The 23,115-nt window shown below is 64.8% G+C and carries 24 protein-coding genes and 1 pseudogene; 11 read left to right on the top strand and 14 right to left on the bottom strand.

Annotated elements, in window-relative coordinates:
* On the bottom strand, positions 1-467 hold a 467-nt coding region (locus VEI45_RS14880), incomplete at its 3' end, for a hypothetical protein (protein WP_324854466.1).
* Between the two features lie 102 nt (positions 468-569).
* Here VEI45_RS14880 and VEI45_RS14875 point away from each other — a divergent pair.
* Positions 570-1,730 (top strand): acyl-CoA dehydrogenase family protein, encoded by a 1,161-nt coding sequence (locus VEI45_RS14875; protein WP_324854464.1) that lies wholly within the window; start codon positions 570-572, stop codon positions 1,728-1,730.
* Here the strand turns inward: VEI45_RS14875 and VEI45_RS14870 are convergent.
* Positions 1,727-2,923, bottom strand: coding sequence for a TerC/Alx family metal homeostasis membrane protein (locus VEI45_RS14870; protein ID WP_324854462.1), 1,197 nt, complete (start codon positions 2,921-2,923; stop codon positions 1,727-1,729). The two genes, VEI45_RS14875 and VEI45_RS14870, sit on opposite strands and share 4 nt — an antisense overlap.
* 346 nt (positions 2,924-3,269) lie before the next feature.
* Here VEI45_RS14870 and VEI45_RS14865 point away from each other — a divergent pair, with 346 nt between their 5' ends.
* Positions 3,270-5,162 (top strand): LGFP repeat-containing protein, encoded by a 1,893-nt coding sequence (locus VEI45_RS14865; RefSeq protein WP_414687487.1) that lies wholly within the window; start codon positions 3,270-3,272, stop codon positions 5,160-5,162.
* Positions 5,163-5,180: 18 nt separating this feature from the next.
* Here VEI45_RS14865 and lexA read toward each other — a convergent pair whose 3' ends face one another.
* Complete coding sequence (gene lexA / locus VEI45_RS14860; protein ID WP_324854458.1) at positions 5,181-5,879, bottom strand: transcriptional repressor LexA; 699 nt, start codon at positions 5,877-5,879, stop codon at positions 5,181-5,183.
* 367 nt (positions 5,880-6,246) lie between these two features.
* On the opposite strand from lexA, the gene VEI45_RS14855 reads away from it, so the two are divergent.
* From VEI45_RS14855 to VEI45_RS14840, 4 genes are all read left to right on the top strand, one after another.
* Positions 6,247-6,573, top strand: a complete 327-nt coding sequence (locus VEI45_RS14855; RefSeq protein WP_414687486.1) for a LysM peptidoglycan-binding domain-containing protein — start codon at positions 6,247-6,249, stop codon at positions 6,571-6,573.
* A 171-nt stretch (positions 6,574-6,744) separates the two neighbouring features.
* Positions 6,745-7,209, top strand: a complete 465-nt coding sequence (gene nrdR / locus VEI45_RS14850) for a transcriptional regulator NrdR (RefSeq protein WP_324854454.1) — start codon at positions 6,745-6,747, stop codon at positions 7,207-7,209.
* A 54-nt stretch (positions 7,210-7,263) separates the two neighbouring features.
* Positions 7,264-8,472 carry an FAD-dependent oxidoreductase gene (locus tag VEI45_RS14845; protein ID WP_324854452.1) on the top strand — a complete coding sequence of 403 codons (1,209 nt, stop codon included), beginning with the start codon at positions 7,264-7,266 and terminating at the stop codon, positions 8,470-8,472.
* A 25-nt stretch (positions 8,473-8,497) separates the two neighbouring features.
* Positions 8,498-8,983, top strand: a complete 486-nt coding sequence (locus tag VEI45_RS14840) for a peroxynitrite isomerase (protein WP_324854450.1) — start codon at positions 8,498-8,500, stop codon at positions 8,981-8,983.
* Positions 8,984-9,028: 45 nt separating this feature from the next.
* On the opposite strand, the gene VEI45_RS14835 is transcribed toward VEI45_RS14840, so the two are convergent.
* The 3 genes from VEI45_RS14835 to VEI45_RS14825 all read right to left on the bottom strand — a co-directional run bounded on the left by VEI45_RS14835 (position 9,029) and on the right by VEI45_RS14825 (position 11,871).
* Positions 9,029-9,715 (bottom strand): PhzF family phenazine biosynthesis protein, encoded by a 687-nt coding sequence (locus tag VEI45_RS14835; RefSeq protein ID WP_324854448.1) that lies wholly within the window; start codon positions 9,713-9,715, stop codon positions 9,029-9,031.
* 111 nt (positions 9,716-9,826) lie between these two features.
* A complete protein-coding gene (locus VEI45_RS14830; protein WP_324854446.1) occupies positions 9,827-10,849 on the bottom strand; it encodes an alpha/beta hydrolase in 1,023 nt (340 codons plus the stop codon).
* Positions 10,850-10,884: 35 nt separating this feature from the next.
* Positions 10,885-11,871 (bottom strand): PAC2 family protein, encoded by a 987-nt coding sequence (locus VEI45_RS14825; RefSeq protein WP_324854444.1) that lies wholly within the window; start codon positions 11,869-11,871, stop codon positions 10,885-10,887.
* Positions 11,872-12,103: 232 nt separating this feature from the next.
* On the opposite strand from VEI45_RS14825, the gene VEI45_RS14820 reads away from it, so the two are divergent.
* Complete coding sequence (locus VEI45_RS14820) at positions 12,104-12,907, top strand: serine protease (RefSeq protein WP_324854442.1); 804 nt, start codon at positions 12,104-12,106, stop codon at positions 12,905-12,907.
* 3 nt (positions 12,908-12,910) lie between these two features.
* On the opposite strand, the gene sthA is transcribed toward VEI45_RS14820, so the two are convergent.
* Positions 12,911-14,314 (bottom strand): Si-specific NAD(P)(+) transhydrogenase, encoded by a 1,404-nt coding sequence (gene sthA, locus VEI45_RS14815; RefSeq protein WP_324854470.1) that lies wholly within the window; start codon positions 14,312-14,314, stop codon positions 12,911-12,913.
* A 177-nt stretch (positions 14,315-14,491) separates the two neighbouring features.
* Here sthA and VEI45_RS14810 point away from each other — a divergent pair, with 177 nt between their 5' ends.
* Complete coding sequence (locus tag VEI45_RS14810) at positions 14,492-15,550, top strand: DUF4192 domain-containing protein (RefSeq protein ID WP_324854468.1); 1,059 nt, start codon at positions 14,492-14,494, stop codon at positions 15,548-15,550.
* Positions 15,551-15,553: 3 nt separating this feature from the next.
* On the opposite strand, the gene VEI45_RS14805 is transcribed toward VEI45_RS14810, so the two are convergent.
* The 3 genes and pseudogenes from VEI45_RS14805 to VEI45_RS14795 form a co-directional block, all read right to left on the bottom strand.
* A complete protein-coding gene (locus tag VEI45_RS14805) occupies positions 15,554-16,246 on the bottom strand; it encodes a metal-dependent transcriptional regulator (protein WP_324854440.1) in 693 nt (230 codons plus the stop codon).
* Between the two features lie 127 nt (positions 16,247-16,373).
* Positions 16,374-17,333, bottom strand: a complete 960-nt coding sequence (gene sigB / locus VEI45_RS14800) for a sigma-70 family RNA polymerase sigma factor SigB (RefSeq protein ID WP_324854438.1) — start codon at positions 17,331-17,333, stop codon at positions 16,374-16,376.
* A gap of 113 nt (positions 17,334-17,446) precedes the next feature.
* Positions 17,447-17,904, bottom strand: a pseudogene (locus VEI45_RS14795) (DUF3099 domain-containing protein).
* Positions 17,905-17,946: 42 nt separating this feature from the next.
* Between VEI45_RS14795 and VEI45_RS14790 the strand changes: the two are divergent.
* On the top strand, positions 17,947-18,186 hold the full coding sequence (locus tag VEI45_RS14790) for a DUF3039 domain-containing protein (protein ID WP_324854434.1): 240 nt from the start codon (positions 17,947-17,949) through the stop codon (positions 18,184-18,186).
* Here the strand turns inward: VEI45_RS14790 and VEI45_RS14785 are convergent.
* Positions 18,173-19,159 carry a YihY/virulence factor BrkB family protein gene (locus tag VEI45_RS14785; RefSeq protein WP_324854432.1) on the bottom strand — a complete coding sequence of 329 codons (987 nt, stop codon included), beginning with the start codon at positions 19,157-19,159 and terminating at the stop codon, positions 18,173-18,175. The genes VEI45_RS14790 and VEI45_RS14785 overlap by 14 nt on opposite strands.
* Positions 19,160-19,220: 61 nt before the next feature.
* Entirely contained in the window at positions 19,221-19,418 is a 198-nt protein-coding gene (locus VEI45_RS14780) for a DUF7455 domain-containing protein (RefSeq protein ID WP_324854430.1), read from the bottom strand.
* A 125-nt stretch (positions 19,419-19,543) separates the two neighbouring features.
* On the opposite strand from VEI45_RS14780, the gene VEI45_RS14775 reads away from it, so the two are divergent.
* Positions 19,544-19,915 carry a DUF952 domain-containing protein gene (locus tag VEI45_RS14775; RefSeq protein ID WP_324854428.1) on the top strand — a complete coding sequence of 124 codons (372 nt, stop codon included), beginning with the start codon at positions 19,544-19,546 and terminating at the stop codon, positions 19,913-19,915.
* Here VEI45_RS14775 and VEI45_RS14770 read toward each other — a convergent pair.
* Positions 19,858-20,277 (bottom strand): RidA family protein, encoded by a 420-nt coding sequence (locus VEI45_RS14770; protein ID WP_324854426.1) that lies wholly within the window; start codon positions 20,275-20,277, stop codon positions 19,858-19,860. The genes VEI45_RS14775 and VEI45_RS14770 overlap by 58 nt on opposite strands.
* A 66-nt stretch (positions 20,278-20,343) precedes the next feature.
* The gene (locus tag VEI45_RS14765) at positions 20,344-20,814 is read right to left on the bottom strand and encodes a hypothetical protein (RefSeq protein WP_324854424.1); all 471 of its coding nucleotides are present in this window, start codon (positions 20,812-20,814) and stop codon (positions 20,344-20,346) included.
* 1,566 nt (positions 20,815-22,380) lie between these two features.
* Here VEI45_RS14765 and VEI45_RS14760 point away from each other — a divergent pair.
* A complete protein-coding gene (locus VEI45_RS14760) occupies positions 22,381-22,719 on the top strand; it encodes a hypothetical protein (protein ID WP_324854422.1) in 339 nt (112 codons plus the stop codon).
* The last annotated feature ends 396 nt before the right edge of the window (positions 22,720-23,115 follow it).

The raw sequence follows: 23,115 nt of genomic DNA, 5'->3' as shown, positions 1-23,115 counted from the left end.
AGCAGCCGCTGCGCCAGGTCGAGCTTGAGCTGGTCCAGTTGCGCCTCTTCGGCCTGATTACGGTCGGATTTGCCGGCGAGATCGATGAATTCCGCGGTGACGAACCCCTTGCGCAGAAGCAGAGTCGCCGTGCGGTCGGCGATGGTGACCTGGAAGACGAAACTTTGCAGCAGCCGGCCGCGGTCGGGGCGCGCCAAGGCCAGATCGACCGTGTAGCGGCCGTCGGTCACCGCGCGGGTGACCACTTCGAAGCCGTCGCGTGCCCCCGGCCCCTGGAAGGCGGTGCGAATGACGATCGAGCGCCGCTGCGGCGGTCGATTCGGGGATAACGCCGCAAACGCCCGCTGCATCACCTTCAAGGCATTGGCCACACCCGCCGGTGAGTACGGCCCGGCGTAGCACAGCATGTCGGTGTAGGAGAACTCGAGCAGCTGCCCGCGTTCCTCCACCAGGATCGTCTCGTCCACCTCGCTGACTGTAAGCCCGGGTGGGTACGCGGGCCGCCCAACCATCCGGTTGGTAGTTGGTATATCTTGGCGGCAGAGTCCCCACCCCGCCGGAGGTCATCCATGGGTAGCGCCGTCAAGTATCAGCGCACGCTGTTCGAACCCGAGCATGACTTGTTCCGGGAGTCCTACCGGGCGTTCCTGGACCGCCACGTCGCCCCCTACCACGACGAGTGGGAGAAGGCGAAGATCGTCGACCGCGGGGTCTGGTTGGAGGCCGGTAAGCAGGGCTTCCTGGGCATGGCGGTGCCCGAGCAGTACGGCGGCGGCGGCGACCCCGACTTCCGCTACAACACGATCATCACCGAGGAGACCACTGCGGGCCGCTACAGCGGAATCGGGTTCGGGCTGCACAACGATGTTGTCGCGCCCTATCTGCTGCGGTTGGCCAACGACGAGCAGAAGGAGCGCTGGCTGCCGAAGTTCTGCACCGGCGAGTTGATCACCGCGATCGCCATGACCGAGCCGGGCACCGGCAGCGACTTGCAGGGCATCAAGACCCGCGCGGTCAAGCAAGGTGACCACTACGTGCTCAACGGGTCGAAAACGTTCATCACCAACGGCATCAACTCCGACCTGGTGATCGTGGTGGCCCAGACCGATCCGGACAAGGGCGCGCAAGGCTTTTCGCTGCTGGCCGTCGAACGCGGGATGGAGGGCTTCGAGCGCGGCCGGCATCTGGACAAGATCGGTTTGGACGCCCAGGACACCGCTGAGCTGTCGTTTACCGATGTCAAGGTTCCCGCCGAGAATCTGCTCGGTGACGAGGGCCTGGGTTTTATCTACCTGATGAAAAACCTGCCGCAGGAACGAATTTCGATCGCCATCATGGCGGCCACGGCAATGGAGACCGTGCTGGAGCAGACGCTGCAATACACCAAGGAGCGCAAGGCTTTTGGCAGATCAATCGGTAGTTTTCAGAACAGCCGATTTCTGCTGGCCGAGTTGGCGACCGAGGCCACCGCGGTCCGCATCATGGTCGACGAATACATCCGCTTACACCTCGACGAGAAGTTGACTGCCGAGCAGGCCGCGATGGCGAAGTGGTATTCCACCGAGAAGCAGGTGCACCTGATCGATCGCTGCCTGCAGTTACACGGTGGCTACGGCTACATGCGCGAATACCCAATTGCGCGGGCCTATCTCGATGCGCGGGTGCAGACGATCTACGGCGGCACCACCGAAATCATGAAGGAAATCATCGGCCGCAGCCTCGGCGTCTAACCGAGGCCACCGGGCTGGTAGGCGTCGTGCGCCCGGTGAGCCTGCCCGAGCAGCTCCATCAGCTCGGCTTCCCGCCGGATTTTGCTGCGGTATTTCGTTGGGAGCGCCGTGATCTCGTCTTCTTCGGTGAGCAGCCGAGTGAACAGTTTTTCCTGCTGTTTCATGTCAGCGGCGTTGTCCCGATTGAGGTACTCCGTCGCGTGCCGACGGGCCCCGGCGACGGCGTGCTGCGCGCGTCCGCGTGGCGAGAGCAACGAAGCCAACGTCGTCATGAGCAGGATGACGATGATCAGCGTCAACGACAACGTCGTGCTCAGTTCCCCGACTGGGACCGGGTTGCCGCCGTTGATAAAAGGAACGTTGTTGTCGTGCAACGCCTGCAGCATCAGGTTCACACCGATGAAAGCCAAGATCGTCGCGAGACCGTAGGACAGGTACACCAGCCGGTCGAGCAGACCGTCGATCAGAAAATACAGCTGCCGTAGGCCCAACAACGACAACGCGGTGGCCGAGAACACCAGGTAGACGTTCTGGGACAGCCCGAACAGCGCTGGGATCGAGTCGAATGCGAACAATACGTCCGCCCCGCCGACGGCGATCATGACCAGCAGCATCGGCGTCATCACCCGACGACCGTGCTCGATAGTGAACAACCGGTCGCCGTCATAGTTCTCGGAGGTGTGCACCAACCGTCTAGCGATGCGGATGAGCACCGTATCCGTCTTGCGGCGTTGCGATTCCGAGGTCCTGGCCAGGTTGGCTGCCATGATCAGCAAGACGATCGCGAACAGGTAGAACGCCCAGTCGAAGATCGTGATCAGTGCTGCGCCGATAAAGATGAATCCGGTGCGCGCGGCCAGCGCCAGCAGGATGCCGAATAACAGCACTTTCTGCTGGGCGATCCGCGGTACAGCGAAGCTGCTCACGATGAATAAAAAGACGAACAGATTGTCGATAGAGAGGGCTTCATTGCTCACGTAACAGGCGAAATATTGGACGCCCAAGGATGTCCCGCCAAAGGCCCAAACCCCAACGCCGAACATGATCGCAATTCCGAGGTAGACGGCCGACCACAGCGCCGCTTCGCGCAACGTCGGCGTGTGGGCGCGGCGGACGCTGAGCAGGTAGTCGAACAGGACGAGCCCAGCGATGACGGCAACGATCACGGACCAGACCGGTCCGGAAGCACCCATGTCCGCTCCGTTTCCGATTGCCACATCGCCACGGGGACCACCCCGGTATCCGGCACCGTAACGCAGAATCGGATGAGCGGAATGCGACACCGAGCAATGTTGTGGACATCATTTCGCCGTCGACGTGATATCCCTTCCGTAGGGTCTTCGATATGACACCGCAATCGCCGTCGGCCGGACCACAGTTGTGCCGGCCCGCCGAGCGGTCGAAACTGGCCACAGACTGCGGATGGGGCGGCCGCCGGGAGGTGTGATGGCAGGGCAGCAACGTCGATCGGACACCGTCGTAGGGCGTGCGGCGCTTGGTTTGGTGGCACTGGCGACAGCCTTGGGAGTGTGCACGGCAATGTTGGCGCCCGTCGCGGCGGCATCCCCGCTGGGCGACGCCGACAATGCGATGACCGCGGCGTGGAAGGACGCCGGCGGCGACAATTCGGATCTCGGCGCCAAACAGGGTGAGGCGTACCCCGCCGGCGCAGGATTCGCCCAGGACTTCGTGCACGGCAAGATGTTCTTCACGCCGGCTACCGGCCCCAGGTCGATGATGGGCGCCATCCTGGACAAGTACGAGGCTCTCGGCGGCCCGGCGGCCAGCGACCTGGGCTTTCCCACGATGAACGAAGCACGCGGGCTGGCAGGCCCCGACAGCCGGGTCAGCACCTTCTCGGCCAGCGACAAGCCGCTGATCTACTGGACCGCCGACCACGGCGCGTTCGTCGTCCGCGGGGCGATCAACGCCGCGTGGGACAAACTGGGCAGCTCCGGTGGTGCTCTCGGCGTCCCGGTCAGCGATGAAACCTACGACGGCGAAATCGCCACCCAGGCCTTCAGCAGCGGCCGGGTGTCATGGAACAGGCTGACCAAAGCGTTCACCACCGATCCACCCAATCTGGCGAGCCAGCTCACCGATCTGCAGGTACCCATCGATCCGACCGCGGCGATCAACATGGCGTGGCGGGCAGCAGGCGGCCCCCCGGGCCCGTTGGGCGCCAAACAAGGCGATCAGTATCCGATAGGCGGCGACGGGCTGGCCCAAAACTTCGCCGGCGGCAAGATCTTCTTCAGCCCGGCCACCGGCGCCAACGCCGTCGAGGGTGACATTCTGGCGAAATACGAGTCGCTGGGCGGCCCGGGCGGCGCCCTCGGCTTCCCGATCGCAAACGAGGCTGACGGCGGTCTCAAGCCAGCCAGCCGGGTGTGTGCGTTTGCCGCCAACGACATGCCGGTGATCTTCTGGACGCCCGACCACGGCGCGCTTGTGGTTCGCGGCGCCATTAGGGCCGCATGGGACAAACTCCTCGGACCGACCGGCAAACTGGGTGCACCGGTGGGCGAGCAGACGGTGCATAAGGACGTGATCACGCAGAAGTTCACCGGTGGCCAGATCGCCTGGAATCAGGCGAAGAACACGTTCAGCACCCAACCGGCGAACTTGGCGTCGGCACTGTCGGGCCTGCAGGTACCGGGGCAGAAGACGCCGGCCGGTTCGGCGTCGACCCACGGTGGGCGGAGCGTGCTGAACTGGCATCGGTGGTTGTTGCCGGTCGGCGTCGCTGCGGTGCTGCTGCTGCTGGTCGGGATGGTCGCGCCGGCGGCCGTGAGAAGGCGTCGACGCCGCGCAGCCTGGCGTAAGGCCGAGGCCGCCAAACTTGGCCGTGGTGGCGACACCGGCTATCAGGCCGCCACCGAGTCTGTTTCACAGTGGTCACCGGAGGCCGAGAGCGATCTCGCGTCGTCGAGCTTGTCCGACGACTACCGGGCGGCGCTGCGTCCGCGAACCGTGCGCCTGCCCAACCAGTTGGTCAGGGACTGGACGCCACCAGGGCGTGACGACTTGGTTGGCGAGCCGCCGTCCGACGAAATCGAAAGTCCCGCTGAGTTTTCCGGGTTTGACAAAGACCTAGGCGAACACTTCGACGAAGATCCCGACGCGGTGGATACGGCTCCGACGCGGATCCCAACAGCGAGCGAACTCCGAAGCGGGCGACATGCAGCAGCGGACACCGAAGAGGACACCACTTACTTGGCAGTCGCTGCGCCAATTGCGCCTGGTCAGTTGGCGATTCACCTTCCGATGGACGACCCGTACCAGGTGCCCGACGGATACCCGGTTAAGGCCAACGCCAGTTTTGGCGTCTACTACATGCCCGACAGCGAACTATACGAGGACACGCTGGCCGAAATCTGGTTCGCCACCGAAGAAATCGCGCAGGCCAACGGTTTCACCAAGGCCCAGTAGCGGCCTGGGCCGCTGTAGTCAGATCTTGCGGATCACCGTGACGACTTTGCCGAGCACGGCGGCGTCGTTGCCCGGGATGGGGTCGAAGGCCGGGTTGTGCGGCATCAGCCAAACCTGGCCACCGGTGCGCTTGAAGGTCTTGACGGTGGCCTCCCCGTCGATCATCGCCGCCACGATGTCGCCGTTGTCGGCCACGTTCTGCTGACGGACCACGACCCAGTCGCCGTCGCAAATCGCGGCATCGACCATCGAGTCACCGACCACCTTGAGCAGGAACAGCGCGCCGTCGCCGACGAGTTCGCGCGGCAGCGGGAAGACGTCTTCGACAGCTTCCTCGGCAAGGATCGGGCCGCCGGCCGCGATGCGCCCCAACACGGGGACGAAGGTGGGTTCTGGCAGCGCGTCCGAGCCCGAGACGTCGGTGAGAACCGTCGGCCTCCCGGTGTCGTCGGCGCCGCGAACGTCAACGGCGCGTGGGCGGTTGGGGTCACGGCGGAGATAGCCCTTGCGCTCGAGTGTGCGCAATTGGTGAGCTACCGAGGACGTCGACGTCAGGCCTACCGCGTCCCCGATTTCCCGGATGCTCGGCGGATATCCGCGACTGGTGACCGAGGCGCGGATGACGTCCAGAATCGTGCGCTGTCTCGGTGTGAGCCCCGTATCCGCAGATCGCGCAGTGCGGCCGAGGTCGCCGTCCGGTGTGTCGCTGTCGCTCATACGAACGAATGTAGCCGCATCCAGCGCCGAGATCAAACATGTGTTCGAGGCGTGTCGGGATGTTGCCCCTGTTGCGGCTGCGAAAGTTGTCGGTGGCGTGCCCTATCGTCTGCGGCGTGTGCAACACGTCGATCACATGTTCGGAATTCGAACGCATTATCGATTACACTTCGAACAGGTGATCGACAACTAGCCGAGTGGAGGAACGCACATGATGCCCATCGAGACGATCTCGCCCAGCGCGCCGATCCGTTGCCGGCCCGTCCAGGTGCGTCCGGCAGGCCGCCCTGGCCGGCCCGGTGCCCGGGGTCCGCAGCCGCCCCGACCGGTCGCTGCGCGCCCGCGTTACCGGGGCACCGGAGTATTGATGTCGACGGCGTCACATCGGCCGCGTCCGATTACGCCGGCGACCACGGTGGCGCTGGCCCTGCTCGCGGCGCTGATCACCGTGTGGCTCGGGCTGGTGGCGCACTTCGGTGACATGCTGCGGGCCGGCTCCGACCAGGCGGCGGCCCACATGCCCGACCGGCTCGCCGTGGTCCGGGTCGAGCCAGGGGAGACGCTGCAGCATTTGGCCGCCCGGGTAGCACCCGATGCGCCTACCGGTCAGGTCGCCGCGCGCATCCGCGAACTCAACGACCTCGACTCCGCGACGGTGGCCGCCGGTCAGACGTTGATCGCACCGGTGGGCTGAGGGCTTCACCGTGCACCGCCGAAACATGAATGGCTCGATGGCTGTTGATCGGTGCCGTGACGGCCGCGTACACCGGGCGCGACCTCCGTTGACGCTAGGCCCGCGGGGAGTGCGCAGGTACGCTCGGGGTGGTCTCAGACATCCCGTTGTCGGCGCGGCGAAGGAGCGGTCATGCACTGTCCGTTCTGTCGCCATCCCGATTCCCGGGTGGTCGACTCCCGGGAGACCGACGAGGGTCAGGCAATCCGACGCCGTAGGTCATGCCCGGAGTGCGGACGGCGATTCACCACCGTGGAGACCGCGGTGCTAGCGGTTGTCAAGCGCAGCGGTGTCACCGAACCGTTCAGCCGCGAGAAGGTGATCAGCGGTGTGCGTCGGGCCTGCCAGGGTCGCCAAGTCGACGACGACGCCCTGAATCTGCTGGCCCAGCAGGTCGAAGACGCGGTACGGGCCAACGGGTCACCAGAAGTCCCTAGCCACGAGGTCGGCCTTGCGATTCTCGGTCCGCTGCGAGAACTCGACGAGGTGGCCTATCTGCGATTCGCCTCGGTGTACCGGTCCTTCTCGTCTGCAGACGATTTCGAGCGCGAGATCCAGGCGCTGCGCGCGCACCGCAAGGTGTCCGCATCCGGTTGACCGGTCCGTCCACAGCCTGCCAGTGAGTCAGCCGCCCACGGGTAGTGTCGGGACATGACTCGCGTTCTGCGAACCCAGGTTTGTGTTACCGGTGGCGGTCCCGCGGGCCTGGTTCATGCTTTGTTGCTGGCCCGCGCCGGAATCCAGGTCGTTGTCTTGGAAAAGCACAACGACTTTCTGCGCGACTTCCGCGGCGACACTGTGCATCCGACCACCATGCGGATTATGGACGAGCTGGGATTCATCGATGAATTCCTGCGTCTACCGCACACCAAGATCAACCGCATTGCCCTTGACGGCGACGGTTCAGTTCGGACCTTCGGGAACTTCGATGCGCTCAAATGGCTTGGCTTCAAACAGCCTTACATCGCATTGATGCCGCAGTGGGATTTCCTGGACTTTCTCGCCGAAAAGGCCAGTGCCTATCCGGAATTCACCTTGATCCGCAATGCGGAGGTCAAGGATGTGATTGTCGAGGGCGGCCGGGTCGTCGGGGTGCGCACGCCGGAACTGGAGGTGCGTGCCGAGTTGGTGATCGGCGCCGACGGGCGCGTATCGGCCGTCCGCGCGGCGGCGGGTTTGGAGATCGCCAGCGCGAGCTCGCCGATGGATGTCTTGTGGTTCCGGCTGAAATGGCGCCCGGGCGATCCCCAGGAGCTGTTCGGGATAGTCCGCAAGGGCCTGCTGTTGGCCATGATCTACCGCGGCGACTACTGGCAGGTCGCGCATCTGATGCCGAAGGGACAGAACCCGCGAGACGGTTCATTGGAGGCGTTCAAAGAGCGTCTGGCATCGGCGCTGCCGAGGTTGCGTGACCACGTCAACGATTTGCACTCCTGGGACGAGACCAGCCAGCTCGATGTGCGGGTGGATCGGCTCAAGACGTGGTGGCGTAGCGGTTTGCTGTGCATCGGCGATGCCGCGCATGCCATGTCACCGGCCGGTGGCGTCGGTATCAACCTCGCTGTTGCCGACGCGGTGGCCGCAGCGAACATCCTCTGTGAGCCGCTGCGCGAAGGTCGGTTGACCGATGCCGACCTCGCCAAGGTGCAGCGCCGGCGCGAGCTGCCCACCCGGATCATCCAGGCCGGCCAGGTATTCATCCAGAACCGGGCGGTCGAACCCTTTTTGATCGGCGACCTTTCGCCGATCCGTATTCCGAAATTCGTCGGCCGCGGCCCATTGCAGTTCATCCCACCGATTGTTGTCGGTCGGGGCTTCCGTCCAGAGCATGTACGCACGTCGGACGTACACACCGCCTAATGCGTCGCGGGACTAGGCTGGCGGGGTGGCGCCTGACCTGCACCCCGATCTGCAAGCGCTCGCTCCGCTGCTCGGCACATGGCAGGGTCGTGGGTCCGGGACATACCCCACAATCGAGCCGTTCGACTACCTGGAGGAAGTCGCGTTTTCCCATGTGGGCAAGCCGTTTTTGGTCTACGGCCAAAAAACCAGGGCCGCAACCGATGGGAAGCCGCTGCATGCCGAGACGGGATATCTTCGGGTACCGCGACCCGGTCACGTTGAACTGGTGCTCGCCCACCCAAGCGGCATCACCGAAATCGATCTAGGCACATACGCCGCCGAGGGCACGACGATCGAGCTCGAGATGACCGCGGTAAACATCGGTCTGACACCCACCGCCAAAGAGGTCACCGCCCTGGGCCGGCGCTTCCGACTCGATGGCGACGAACTGTCGTATTCGCTGCAGATGCGCGCTGTCGGACAGCCGTTGCAACACCACCTCACCGCGGTGTTGCACCGCAAGGACTGAACAGTGCGGATGCCGAAACCGCTTTAGCACCAAGCAGGATTGCCGTCAGACGAAGTGCGTGACACCGTCGTCGACTACCCGACCGGCAACCTGGACCCAGCCCTCCGGGCTCCAGGTGGTCTGGATCACCGATCCCTTGCCCTGGGTGATGGTCAAATCGCGGCTGAGGTATTCGGTCATTCGCACGGCAGCGGATCCCGTCGCTTCGTCTTCGACCACACCCAGATTGGCCGCGAAGAACCGGGAGCGCAGTGATCCGGCCGACTCGTCGGTCCATGTCCACAGGTAGTGCGCCACATCGTCGGGGAAGTCGGCGGGGTTGGCGGCTGCGAGGTCATCGAGCGATTCGAGATCGTGAATTGCGAACTCCGGAGCCCATTCCGAGCGGGCGCTGATCGTCGTGACCTCGTCGCGGTAGCTCACCTGGACAATCCCGGCCGGCACCTGCAGCGTCCGGATGGGCGTACCCCTAGCGCGCAACCACCATGACGCTCCGACCGTCGGATGTCCGGCAAATGGCAGTTCGGTGCGCGGGGTGTAGATACGAGCATGCGCAGTGGTAGATCCAGCACTCGGCAAATCGACGAAAATCGTTTCGCTGTAGCCTAATTGAGTCGCCAGGCGCTGGTGCCACTGGAGCTCGACGGTGCTGGCGTCGACGACGCCCAGCGGATTGCCGAAATTCCCAGCTGAGTCGGTGAACACGCGCAACACCGTGACATCGAAGCTCATGCGCGCCGCTTGCCCCCGCAAGCGGGAGGTGCCCCCACCCCATCGCTTCGCTCTGCATCGTCGCCGGCGCGGCCCATACACCGACGATACGGCGTCGCCTTTAAGAGCTGGTCAAGTGGCGCTACGCTCGTCGGACCCCATGGCATTCAACACGGCGACACGGGTGTCGACCGGTCCGGAGACGGTTTGAGCGCCGCCGCCGCTGCGGAGCAGCTCGCGCAGCGCGGTCTGGTCGTACTCGGCGGGCTCGGTGGTGTCGATGAAGCGCTCGACCACCTCGATGAAACGGTCGGGATCGTCGTGGAAGGGGAAATGCCCTGAGCGCTCGAAAATCTCCAAACGGGAACCTGGCATCGCGGCATGCGCCATCCGGGCGTGACTGACGGGCACTACCACATCGTCTGTGCCCCAGATGATTTGCACCGGAACGGACTGAGTCAAATAACATCGGTCGAGCATGGTGACCATCTGACCACGCCAGTCCACCACCGCCCGTAGTGTCCGGGTGAACGCCGCAGAGGCCATCGGCTCCGGTAAGTCGGCCAGCACCCGCAGCACGTCCGGCAGGTCGTGGCCCACTCCGGTTGATCGCAACACCAGGCCGGCCGCGCGTCCGACGAGCTGCAGAGCCGGCAGCACCAGCGGCAGCCGCAGCAGCGCCAGCGCCTCGCTGCCCATCGGCAACGATGCCAGCCGCAACACGATATTGACGTCTTTGGTGACGCCGCCTGCGCCGACCAGGACCAGCCGCTCGACCAGGTGCGGGAACTGGTAAGCGAACTGCATCGCTACCCCGCCACCCAGCGAATGGCCGACCACGGTGACCCGCTCGATGTCGAGCACGGAAAGCAAGTCGCGCATCCCGTTGGCGTACGCCGCGACCGAATAGTCCGCCCGTGGCTTGTCCGACTGACCGTGGCCCAGCAGGTCGACGGCGATGACCGTGAACCGCTGCGCGAGCTTGGCTTGAACGGTCTGCCAGGTAGTGGAGTTGTCACCGATCCCGTGAATCAGCAGGATCGCTGGACCCGAGCCGGCGATCCGGAACGCGCGTCGATACCCGTGCACCGTTCGGAATTGCAGCGACGGCGTGACTTCCCGGACCGGGCGCAGATTGGGCTTCCGCTGGGTCATGTCGCCAACCTCGCTGTCGGGCCCGGGAGGGGCGCTCAGGTCGGATCGTCGTCGTCAAACTTTTTCTCGGCCTGCTGAGCAAGGAATCGCTCGAACTCCGCGCCGAGCTCGTCGCCGCTAGGCAGATCCTCATCCCGCGTCAGCAGAGACCTGTTCTCCTGAGCGGCAATGAAGGCATCGTACTGTCGCTCCAGCGCAGCCACCACTTGAGCGACCTCCGAGCTGGCCTCAACCTGCTCGTCGACCTTGGCCTGGATGTCGACCGCCGCCTCTTCGAGCGCTTTCAGCGGCAGCTGCAGCGATCCGGTCTTGGCGACCTGCTCCAGCAGTGCCTGCGCGGCGGCCGGATAGTCCGTCTGTGCCAAATAGTGCGGGACATGCACGGTGAAGCCGACCACCTCGTGGCCGTGCTGAGCCATCCGGTATTCCAGCAGGTTCGACGCGCTGCCAGGCACCTGGACCTCGGCGATCCACGGTGTGAAGTCGGCGATCAGCTCGCGGTTGTTGGAGTGCGCCGTCATCGTCACCGGCCGCGTGTGCGGAACGGCCATCGGGATCGTGCCCAGGCCGATGGTCTGCCGCACACCCAGGCGCTCGGCCAACAACCGTACCGCGGTGATGAACCGCTCCCACATCAGATCCGGCTCCATGCCGGCCAGCAGCAAAAACGGCGTCCCGACACTGTCATGCATGGCGTAAAGGCTTAGCTGGGGATCGTCGTAGTGGGTGAAGCGATCGGTCTTGAATGTCATCAGTGGGCGCCGCGACCGATAGTCGAGCAGCTCGTCGATCGCGAACGAGGCCACCAGTTCGGTGTCCAGCGTGTGCTTGAGGTGGCCGGCGGCCAGCCGGATCGCATGACCGGCGTCAGAAAAGCCTTCCAAAGCGTGCACCAAAACCGGGCCGCGGCCATCCGACGACGACAACTGCGGCGCCGGGAACTCGAGCTCGTACATGCCGTTCTGCCCGGGCTGGTAACGCTGCTCCCTGTCGGGTGTGTCGGGGGGCTGGTTGTGGCCCATCGCTGTTGCCTCCTTGCACGGCGCGGTGTGCCGCACTTTGTCCAGATAGTGTCTCTCAATTCGGCTGCCCACGGATACCGGACCCGCTGCCGGATCGCGTGCCTGTGTGTTCGGGAACGCGGGCGGTTCCGACCGCATTCCACGCTGATACCCATTTCGCGCAGCGCCGAATTTGCCGAGCGAGCGCTGCTCTGCGTGCCCGCGCTCACCCGATCGGGCATGATCGACAGCGATGCGCATTCTGGCGGCAGCGGTGGGCTCAACGGTCTTGGTCTCGTTACTGGCGGCCTGCGGGCACCAGCCACCTTCTGCAACTGGCACCAGCAAACCCGAACAAGCCGCGGACCACATAGCCGATGCTGCGAACCGGGTCATCGCGGCACCAGTGAATCCTGATCCGCGGGTGGGCGCGATTTTCCTCGGCGGCAGCGACCTGCACACCTGCACCGGCTCGGTGTTGCACTCGGCGGCGGGCAATCTGGTGCTGACCGCCGCGCATTGCCTGGGCGGCGGTGGCCCAGCGACCTTCGTCCCCGGTTTCGCCGGCAAAGCCACGCCTGACGAGGTGTGGACGTTGGGTGCGCTGTACCTGGATCCGCGGTGGGTGGCCAACAAGGATCCGCGGGCCGACTACGCGATCGCCCGGGTCGGCCGCGCCGACGGCGGATCGGTCGAAGCCCAGGTCGGTTCGGCGCTGTCGCTGGGTTCTGCACCGGCGAAAGGCAGCCGGGTCAACGTGGTCGCCTACCGTGTCGGCGTCGGCGGCATGCCCATCGGCTGTCAGGCCAGCACGGGAATCAGCGACGGTGGCTATCCGGAGCTGCCGTGCGCAGGCCTGGTCGAGGGCACCAGCGGCGCGCCCTGGATCAGCGGCTCGACGGTCACCGGGGTGATCGGCGGCCCGCAAGGCGGCGGGTGCGCGGAGAATCTGTCCTTCTCGTCACCGTTCGACCAGCACATCACCGATCTTTTGGCGCGCGCTGAGGCCGGTGGCCCCGGCGACGTGCCGCCGGCTGCCTTCGACGACGAGTGTTGAGATTCAGCTGAACTGATTGAGCGCGCGCACCTTGTTCATCACATCCAGCGCCGCGACCTTGTAGGCCTCGGAGAACGTCGGGTAGTTGAACACCGCGTCGACCAGGTATTCGACGGTGCCCTCGCAGCCCATCACGGCCTGCCCGATGTGCACCATCTCGGTGGCGTTGCTGCCGAAAATGTGTACCCCGAGCAACTTCAGGTCCTCGGTGGAGACCAGCAGCTTGAGCATCCCGTAGGAATCACCGGCGATCTGACCGCGGGCCAGTTCGCGATAGCGGGCGACGCCCACCTCATACGGCACTGAGTCCTTGGTGAGAGCAACCTCGGTGGCGCCGACGTAGGAAATCTCCGGGATCGAGTAGATGCCGATCGGCTGCAGTGCGGTCAGGCCGCGCACCGACTCGCCGAACGCGTGGCAGGTGGCTACCCGGCCCTGGTCCATCGAGGTCGAGGCGAGCGCGGGAAAGCCAATGACGTCGCCGACGGCGTAGATGTGGTCGACCTTGGTCCGGAAGTCCTCGTCGACGAAAATCCGTCCACGGTTGTCGGCTTCTAAGCCCGCGTTCTCGAGGTCGAGGTGCTCGGTTTGGCCTTGGCGTCCCGCCGAATACATCACCGTTTCGGCGGGAATCTTCTTGCCGCTGGCAAGGCTGGTGACGGTGCCTTGCTCGCCGACCCGGACGGTGGTGACCTCTTCGCCGAATCGGAACGTGACCGCGAGGTCGCGCAGGTGGAAACGCAACGCCTCGATGATCTCGGGATCGCAGAAATCCAGCATGGCGTCGCGCTTTTCAACAATGGTGACCTTGGTGCCCAGCGCGGCGAACATCGACGCGTACTCGACGCCGATCACGCCCGCGCCGACCACGACCATCGAAGCTGGGATCGATTTGAGGTCGAGGATGCCGTCGGAGTCGAGCACCCGCTGCTCGTCGAATTCCACCCCCTCGGGACGGGCCGGTTTGGTGCCGGTGGCGATGATGATGCGTTCGCCGCTGACCGTGGTGCGTTCACCGCGGGAATGGTCTTCGACCAGCAGGGTGTGTTCGTCGCGAAACCGGCCCTGCCCGGGAATGAGATCGACCCGGTTACGCATCAGCTGGTTGCGCACCACGTCGGCTTGCTTGCCGATGACATGCTGAGTTCGCGACAGCAGGTCGGCCGGTGTGATCTTGTCCTTGACCCGATAGCTCGCGCCGTACAGCTCGCGCTGGTTCATCCCGGTCAGGTACAGCACCGCCTCGCGCAGCGTCTTCGACGGGATCGTGCCGGTGTTGACGCAGACCCCGCCCAGCATCTGCCGCTGCTCGACGACCGCGACCGATTTGCCCAGCTTGGCCGCCGCGATGGCAGCCTTCTGCCCGCCGGGACCTGACCCGATGACGACCATCTCGTATTCCAGCATCGAACCCATGAAGAAACATCTACGCCGGTTCTCGGCCGCGTGCACGCCGAGCAAGGCGACATACGTGTGAACAATCCGTTCACGTGTTGTCCCCAGCTGCGAGTTTGTGCACAGCGCACCCTCGGCGCGGTCCGCGCCGCCGGCGGGCTGACAGTGCTGGTTGCCAGCGTGTGCGCCATGACCAAGCAGCGACCTGACTTTGAACTGAATCGCCCCGGCGCGGTGATCGCCGCACTCCCGGCCGTGCTGGGCTTCGTGCCGGAGAAATCGCTGGTGCTGATTTCGATCGACGACGGCGAACTGGGGTCGGTGATGCGGGTCGACCTCGCTGAGGCGCTGGTTGACCGGATCGGCCCTCTCGCGGAGGTTGCCGCCGCCGCCGGCCCGGAGGCGGCCATCGCGGTCATCGTCGACGCCGACGGTGCCGGCTGCCCGATGTGCAACGAGCAGTACCGCGACCTGTGCGCGACGCTCACCGAGGAGCTGTCACAGCGCGACATCGTGCTGTGGGCCGCACACGTGGTGGACCGGGTGGCCGCCGGGGGGCGCTGGCACTGCGTGGACGGCTGCGGCGCGGGCGGCGTTATCGATGACCCGTCCGCGTCGCCGCTGGCGGTGGCGGCAGTGCTCGACGGCCGTCGCCTATATGCGCGGCGCGCTGATCTGCAGGCCGTCATCGCGGTCGACGACCGGGCCCGAAGCGCGGCGCTGGCCGATCTGACCGCCGCACAGGTCGCCTCGCGTGACGCCGCACACCGTGCTGATCCGGCTGCCTGCGTCCGCCGTGACATCGAGGACGCCATGGCCGCGGCGGTCCGTGTTGGAAAGGGACAACAGCTCTCCGATGCAGAGCTCGCAGGCCTGGCCTGCGCGCTGGGCGATGTGGAGGTACGTGACACGCTGTACGCCCTGGCGGTCGGCCAAACCGCGGGGGAGGCCGAGTCGCTGTGGGCACTGCTGTCGCGCAGACTGCCAACGCCGTGGCGGGTGGAGGCACTGGTGCTGCTCGCGTTCAGCGCCTATGTCCGCGGCGACGGCCCCCTGGCCGGGGTGTCGCTGGAGGCCGCGCTGCACTGCCAACCCGGCCACCGGATGGCAGGCATGCTCGATCAGGCCCTGCAATCGGGCCTACGGCCTGAGCACATTCGCGAACTGGCTGTCACCGGTTACCGGCTGGCCAAGCGCCTCGGTGTGTGCCTGCCGCCTCGTCGGGCGTTCGGCCGACGAGCCGTCTGAGGCTTAGACCTTTTCGACCTTGACGGCGTGCGCCATCTCGTGCGGCAGGCTCACGTTCTCGTGGCCCGGTATCACGATCGTCACGCCGCCGGCCGGGTTGGTCTCGACGGTCACACGGGCGTTGGGAACGACGCCGGCGTCCTTGAGACGGGTGATCAGGTCGATGTCGCCCTGCACGTGTTCGGTGAGCTGACGCACCACGACCGCGACGGGTGATCCGGCCGGCAACTCCGTCAACCGCACCAGATTGGGCTCCTGGTCGCCGAACCCGGGCCCGACACCCAAATCCAACAGCCCGGGAATCGGGTTGCCGAACGGCGACGTGGTCGGGTTATTGAGGACTTGCACAAGCCGACGCTCGACGTCTTCGCTCATCACGTGCTCCCACCGGCAAGCCTCGGCGTGCACTTCCTCCCAGGGCAATCCGATGACATCGACCAGCAGCCGCTCCGCGAGCCGGTGCTTGCGCATCACGGAGATGGCCAGTGCGCGGCCCTTGTCGGTCAGCTCGAGGTGGCGGTCGCCGGCCACGTGCAGCAGCCCGTCGCGCTCCATCCGCGACACGGTTTGGCTGACCGTGGGTCCGCTCTGGTCGAGCCGCTCGGCGATCCGGGCACGCAGCGGAGTCACGCCCTCTTCCTCGAGATCGTAAATGGTCCGCAGGTACATCTCGGTGGTGTCAACCAGGTCGTTCATTCCGCACCCTCCATTGCCGCTGAGTCTACTTGTCCAGCTGCGTGAATGGTCTGCCAACACTCCCCGCACGGCAGTATGCCCGCCGCTGGCGCGACGGGCATACTGATTCGTGCTGATCTGGGCCGTGTCAGCTTGCGTAGGACCGCAGTCGGTCGGCCCGCTCGCCGTTGCGAAGCTTGGCCATAACCTCGCGCTCGATTTGGCGAACCCGTTCGCGAGATAGACCGAACAGCTTGCCGATCTGGTCAAGCGTGCGGGGCTGCCCATCGTCGAGGCCGAAGCGCAACCGGATCACGTGATGCTCGCGCTCGTCGAGCGTGGCGAGCACCGTGCGGATGTCGGTGTGCAGCAGTTCGGCGATCACCGCGTTCTCCGCGGACATCGCTTCGGCGTCCTCGATGAAGTCACCCAGCGGCGCCTCTTCCTCGGTACCGACCGGCATATCGAGGCTCACCGGGTCGCGGCTGTGCTCGAGCAGGTCGTTGATCTTCTCGATCGGAATGCCCGACTCGGCAGCGAGTTCCTCGTCAGTGGCTTCACGGCCGAGGTTCTGGTGCATCTCGCGCTTGATTCGTGCCAGCTTGTTCACCTGCTCGACCAAGTGAACCGGCAGCCGGATGGTCCGGCTCTGGTCGGCCATCCCCCTGGTGATCGCCTGCCGGATCCACCAGGTCGCGTAGGTCGAAAACTTGAATCCCTTTGTGTAGTCGAACTTTTCCATCGCGCGGATTAGACCCAGATTGCCCTCCTGGATGAGGTCCAGCAGCGGCATTCCCCGGCCTGTGTAGCGCTTCGCCAACGACACGACCAACCGTAGGTTGGCTTCCAGCAGGTGGCTCCGTGCTGCTTGGCCGTCGCGGACTACGGTCGCCAACTCGCGTTTGCGGTTCTCGCCGAGCCGCTTGCGGGTCTCGAGCAGGTGCTGGGCGTACAGGCCGGCCTCGATGCGCTTGGCGAGTTCGACCTCGTCGGCTGCATTGAGCAACGCCGTTTTGCCGATCCCGTTCAGATACACGCGCACCAGGTCCGCGGCTGGGCTCTGAGCATCCAGATCGCTGTCAACCCGGCTTGTGGTGGCATTTGCCATGGCGGCCTCCTGATAGGCGTGAGCAGTCATCGGGTACAACGACCAGCGTGGGTGATGAGTTCCCACTCGGCGGCCGTCTCACACCTGTTGACGTGCGCGAATGTCCGCTTGTTCTAAGAATGTGCTGAGAACCCGGTGCAGCACCGGGTTATTCGGAACCGTCGAATTCCGTGTTCGGCGATTCCGGTTGCGGCGCTGGGCGAGTGTGTTGCTCGAGTGCCGGACGTTCGGCGGTGGGGAACAGCGGGGTGCGCCGCGCGACCCCGTCGAATCGCCGAGGTTCGTCAGCGCGGAGCGGCGGTCGGTCGTTGGCGATCAGCACCGCCATCCACGGCAACGGCACCGATGCGGCAATGATCAGAAGCGAGATCAGACCGTTGTGCCACATGCCATATGCGACGGCAGCCAGAATCAGCGCCGGAATCCGGAAGGCCATCAGCGTCAGATATTTCCGAACCCGCTGGCGGTGCTGCACCTCGTATGAAGGCGCTGCGGCGGTGATGAGTACGGGCCGACCGTCGTCGTCGAAACCCAGCTCAGTGCCGCGCTTCATTTCTCTACTGTTCCACATTTCGGCGACCCCGTCGAAGGTGGTTCCGGCACAATATGAGACATGCAGACCCAGACGATCGAGCGCACCGAGACCGACGAACGCGTCGACGACGGGACCGATAGCGATACTCCCAAGTACTTCCACTACGTCAAGAAGGACAAGATCGCTGAAAGCGCCGTGATGGGCACGCACGTCGTGGCGCTGTGCGGTGAGGTGTTCCCGGTGACCAAGGCGGCCAAGCCGGGTTCTCCGGTGTGCCCGGACTGCAAGCGGATCTACGAGACGCTCAAGAAGAGCTGACCCGATCGGCGCTGACGTGAGGCGGTTCGTCCGCTAGGCCGTCGGTGTCGTCGGCGCCTTCAGCCTTGGTGCGTGATATCAGCCACCGCCGCAGCCTGTGGGCATGGGTGCGCGGGGCCGGCCACTCCTCTTGGATGGCGGCGTTGAACTCCGCGCCCAGCATGATGGCGAAGCCCGCGAAAAACGCGAACAGCAGGAACGCGATCGGTGTGGCAAGTGCGCCGTAGGTGTAGCCGGTGCCGGTGATCCACCACAGGTAGATGCGCAGCCCCAGCGTCGCGATCACGAAGGCCACACTGGCCAGTGCCGCACCGAAGATCAGCCGGTGCGACGGCAGCGGTTCGGGCAACGCGACGCGATACAGGATCACCACGGTGATGATCAGGCCGGTGAGCAACGCCGGGTAGTAGCCGTAAGCCAGCACATCCTGCAGACCGTCGGGGATGAGTTGGGCGAGCTTGCGCGGGCCGCGCACCATCAGCGGGGCGGTGACGATCAAAAAGAGCAGCATCACCACGTACAACAGCAGCGCGAACAGCCGCTGGCGCACGGGATGGCGCAGCGGGGTCTGATCGTGGGCCTCGACCACCGAATCGACGAACGCGGAAATTGCCGAGGATCCTGCCCACAGTGAAATCAAAAAGCCCAACGACACCACTTCGCCACGGGCGCCCCGGTCGATGTCGGCGATCGTCGGCTCGATGATCTCGTGGACCACGCTCGGCGAGAAAACCTTGTTCGACATGGACACCAGGCGTTGTTCGATCACCGACATGGTGTCCGGCCCGAACAGCGGCGCCACGTAGGCGAGGCTGCCCAGCATTCCCAACAACAGCGGGGGCAGCGACAGCGCCGACCAGAACGCCGCCTGCGCCGACTCGGAGAAGATCGAGTCGTCCCAACTCTTTGACAGCGCCCGCCGAGTGATGCGCCAGATGTGATGGCGCGACGGCTTCACGGCTCGGTCGCTCATGACCGTTCAGGATTCCTGACGAACGGCGCTGCCGCCAGGAACGCAGGTGGCGAGTCGCGGCTCAGGACTCCAGCGGGATCGCGCTGACTTCCAAGACGGCCGACAGGTCCGCCAGCTTCGCCTCGTGCTCGTTGGCGTGATGCTGGCAGAAGAGAAGCTCCGCGCCAGAGGGCAGCGTGGCGCGCACTCGAGCGGCAGCACCGCATCGATCGCACCGATCGGCCCTGGTTAGCTCTGGACTGGTCAGGGTCGCGTTCATGGCTACTCCTTCTGGCCTTAACTCACTGTCTCAGATGACAACGCGTTTGGCCGTCTTCACCGCGGGTTTACCCGCTGTGTCGTTTGTCACGCCTCTCCGTTTGGCGCTCCGGGCAAAATGGCGGTATGAGCCCCCGTCCGGCGGTGCTGGTGCACCTATGTCCCGCCGGCGATTGGGTGTCCGCCAGGACCCCGGGCGAGTTGCGACCTGAGTCGCTTACCAGCGCCGGGTTCGTACACTTGTCAACGCCTGACCAGGTACACCTGCCGGCCAGCCGTCTCTACCGCGGTCGTGACGACCTGATGTTGCTGTACATCGATCCGGCCCGGTTGGATGCACCCATTCGTTGGGAACCGGGCGTTGCAACGGATCCGGAGTCGATGCTGTTCCCGCATTTGTACGGGGCACTGCCGGTTGACGCTGTGATCAGTGTCACCAGCTACCTGCCCGAGGCTGACGGCACCTTCCCGCCGGTCGGTGAGTCGGCTTCCGAGTAGGCGTCGGCTTCGATCTCCACCAGTAGCTCGGGCGCTATCAGCGCGGCCACCTCGACCATGGTGGCCGCGGGGCGAATGTCGCCGAAAACCTCGGAATGGACTGCCGCAACCTCACGCCATCGGGAAATGTCGGTCACGTAGATGCGAGTGCGGACCACATCGCTGAGCGTCGCGCCCGCCTGATTGAGCGCGACCTCGATGCGGCGCAACGCTTCTCGGGCCTGGGCGCCGACGTCATCGGCCGGTCCCGGGCCGGTTGTCCCGGCCACCACGATGTGCGGGCCGATCCGGACCGCCCGGGAATAGCCGACGGCCGACTCGAAATCGGATCCGGACGAGACAAGAATGCGGCTGGCTGACATTCGGCCAAGGTAGGCCAGCGGCATCGCAGGCGCAGCCAAATTTCGTCTAGTGCAGCGGGCTGCCCGTCACCCAATCTGGTAAGAGCCAGGTGACATGTAGAAGAAGTGGCCGCTGCTCGAGTCGGTGCACCTCACCGCCGAGGGCTCGGCGGTGCAACTGAAGGTGGCGGAGGTCAATGTCTGCCCGTCGCCGAGGACTTGCTCGCCCTGCACGTGCACCGTGTCGTTATGGCAGTCCATCGTGACGCCGTTGTGGCCCCGCGCGAAGCGGTCACCCCACGCGGAGTGCTGGGCGCATGGTGGTGGCGGCGTGGAGATCGTGTAGGCGCGGTTCCCGATCTCGCGGGCCGCGCCGCCGCTGCTCAGGTTGCAGGAGACGTTTCCTGCGGAGTTCTGGAATTGATACGACTGCCCCGGCGCGGGCGCGGGCGGTGGGGGCGCCGGGTTTGGGGGACCGCCGGCGTATGCGGTTGCCGGGAATGCAATCACGGTGACGGCCGAGGCGATCGACATCGCCTGAATTGCTGTCATTTTCATGGTATTTGCTCGCATTCTGTTGGGACACTTGCCCTTTGATGAGCGCGGCCGGAATTGCGCGAGTGTGCCAGCAAGATCCGTTGCGACGGGCAGCTTCTGCTGGTTCGACCGGACAACTCCGCCAGCCCTCTCCGAGACCAATGTCGGTGCGAAAAATGGGCGCGACCTTGCGGGGTGGATTATTCTCCGGCCAATTGACGGGTTTGGAATAAACATCGCATATTCATCGAGCTTGCCCAAAAAATCAGCATCCGGACTCGACGCGCGTATTGTGCCGTCGTTCCACGGATTAGACGCCCCTAAATGCAGACGATCTTGTCGCTCAGTCCAGGTAGTCGCGCACTAGCGACCGGTTAGCCTCTGCTCTACCAGCGTTTTTGCCGCTCACCGGCGAGCTGTAGAGTGCGAATATCTTGCGGCCCAACCACTTCGTTAGGCCAAAGCCTCTACGAATAGCCCGAGGAGGGCGGACGCGAGAAGCAGAAACAGATACCCCATGAATGGGTATGAAACACGGCGAACAACCTTCACCAACATCCCCGCCTCACAAGACTTTCGCGGCAAACGGTTCATGCTTTTGATGGTTCGCCGCCCAACCGGCATTCAGTAGAGGTCTTGATCTTGTGGGGCCACAAAGCTCCGTTGTGCCCATCACTGCCGGATGCTTTGGTGGCTGATCGGCATCCCCGCGAGTGAACCGCCCCCCGATGGATCAGGAGGTTAGCGCGCGCCTCGTCTCTGCGAGGCAGTTTTCAGACGCCAGTACCACAAAGGACCGCCAGAACGTTGACGGCGCTACCCGGTTTTCGTCCACGACCGCGGCACCACGCGCGTGCGTCTTGATCGCAAGTTGTGTGTGGTCCGGATCTAGACCGGGTTAGTCGGGAGGGAATCGACGTTTAGCTTGCTGGTTGGTTGGGTACCCGCGAGCGGTGGGGTCACCGCGGGATGGGTCTCCCTCGGCTCTCTTGGTTGGAGATGAAGCGATGAGGGCAGACAGACTGGACTCCGAACGCATCGGCGCCATGACCGAGGGCACCATCTGGGACAGGCGCCGCCACGGGGAACACGACACGTCAGTGAAGATCCTTCGAACTGTCCGCAGCCGGATCGGACTGCGCCTCCTCGTGCGCGGGTTGAAAACGGGTCGGGAGTGGGCCGTGAACCCCGACACCCTGCTTAGCTCCTATGATCCGCAGATTATGAAAATAATGCCCCCGCCATAGGACGGGCGCCTCCGCGGTCGACGGGAAAAACGACTCAGAACTCCGCTACTCGCTCGAGAAACGGCACACGGTGGGATACTTGCCGAGTAACGGCAAGGGCGCCGCTACCGGTCCGCACCAATCTCGGTGGTCGCAGCTCCCCCAGCCAGTGCGGTTCCCGAAAGGTCACGAGATGAAAGCACTCGGGATTGCGGCGGCAACCGCCATAGCTCTCGCGCCGTTCTCGGTGGTAGCAACCACGCCCGATGTGGCACAGGCGGCTCCATGTGCCGGCGTTTTTGCAAACCCCACATCGTGCCAGAACTGTCTGCTTTTCGTGCAGGAGTATCACACTGCGAACGTGTGCGACAAAGCCGCGCCGTCGCGCCCAGCCCAGGCACCCCCGAGCGTGATGCCGGCGCAGACTCCGGAGGCTCCGCCCGAGCCCGCTCTGCCGAGCGTGATGCCGGTGCAGACTCCGGAGGCTCCGCCGGAGCCCGTTCTGCCTGAGCCCGCGCCGGCGAGCGTGACGCCGGTGCAGACCCTACAGGTTGTTCCGCCAAGTCCCCCGTCCCCGAGCACGATTCCGGTGGCCACTCACGAGCCCACCCAGCGCACCCAACGCTGGTGGCCGGTGACGCTGGGCTACGGAGTGTTGGCGATAGCCGTGGCCCTCGCCGCCTATGGATTGCGGATCTGACCGCTAACTCCTAGCGGTCGGCACGGCGCTGAACGCAAATCCGCTCGTCAAGGGAAAACTATGGAGTGTCGCTCAGTCCAGGTAGTCGCGCACTACGGGCCGGTCAACGCTGTGCTCTGACCTGCAAAAACGAGGTCAGTGATGTGCGTTGTGGTGAAAAATATCCTTGACTGAGCTAGCTCTTCAAAACCGAAATGTAGGAGGACACGACCACATGCCCACAGCCACCAGCACGCAACCCGTTCCGCTGCCCGTCGGCGCCGTGTTCAGTGGAGCGGGAAGGAAATCGTCATCGCTGGTGTCTGAATAGTTGATCGGGTCGGCCCCAATTCCTTCCCCCAACCGTGCGGCCGGCCCGATCCGCAATCAAGTGGAACCAGATCGTCGTAGTCCGCG

The sequence above is a fragment of the Mycobacterium sp. genome (assembly GCF_035623875.1).
Classification (GTDB): domain Bacteria; phylum Actinomycetota; class Actinomycetes; order Mycobacteriales; family Mycobacteriaceae; genus Mycobacterium.
The sequence above is the reverse complement of the archived record's forward strand: the minus strand, read 5'-3'. Positions and strand labels throughout refer to the sequence as shown.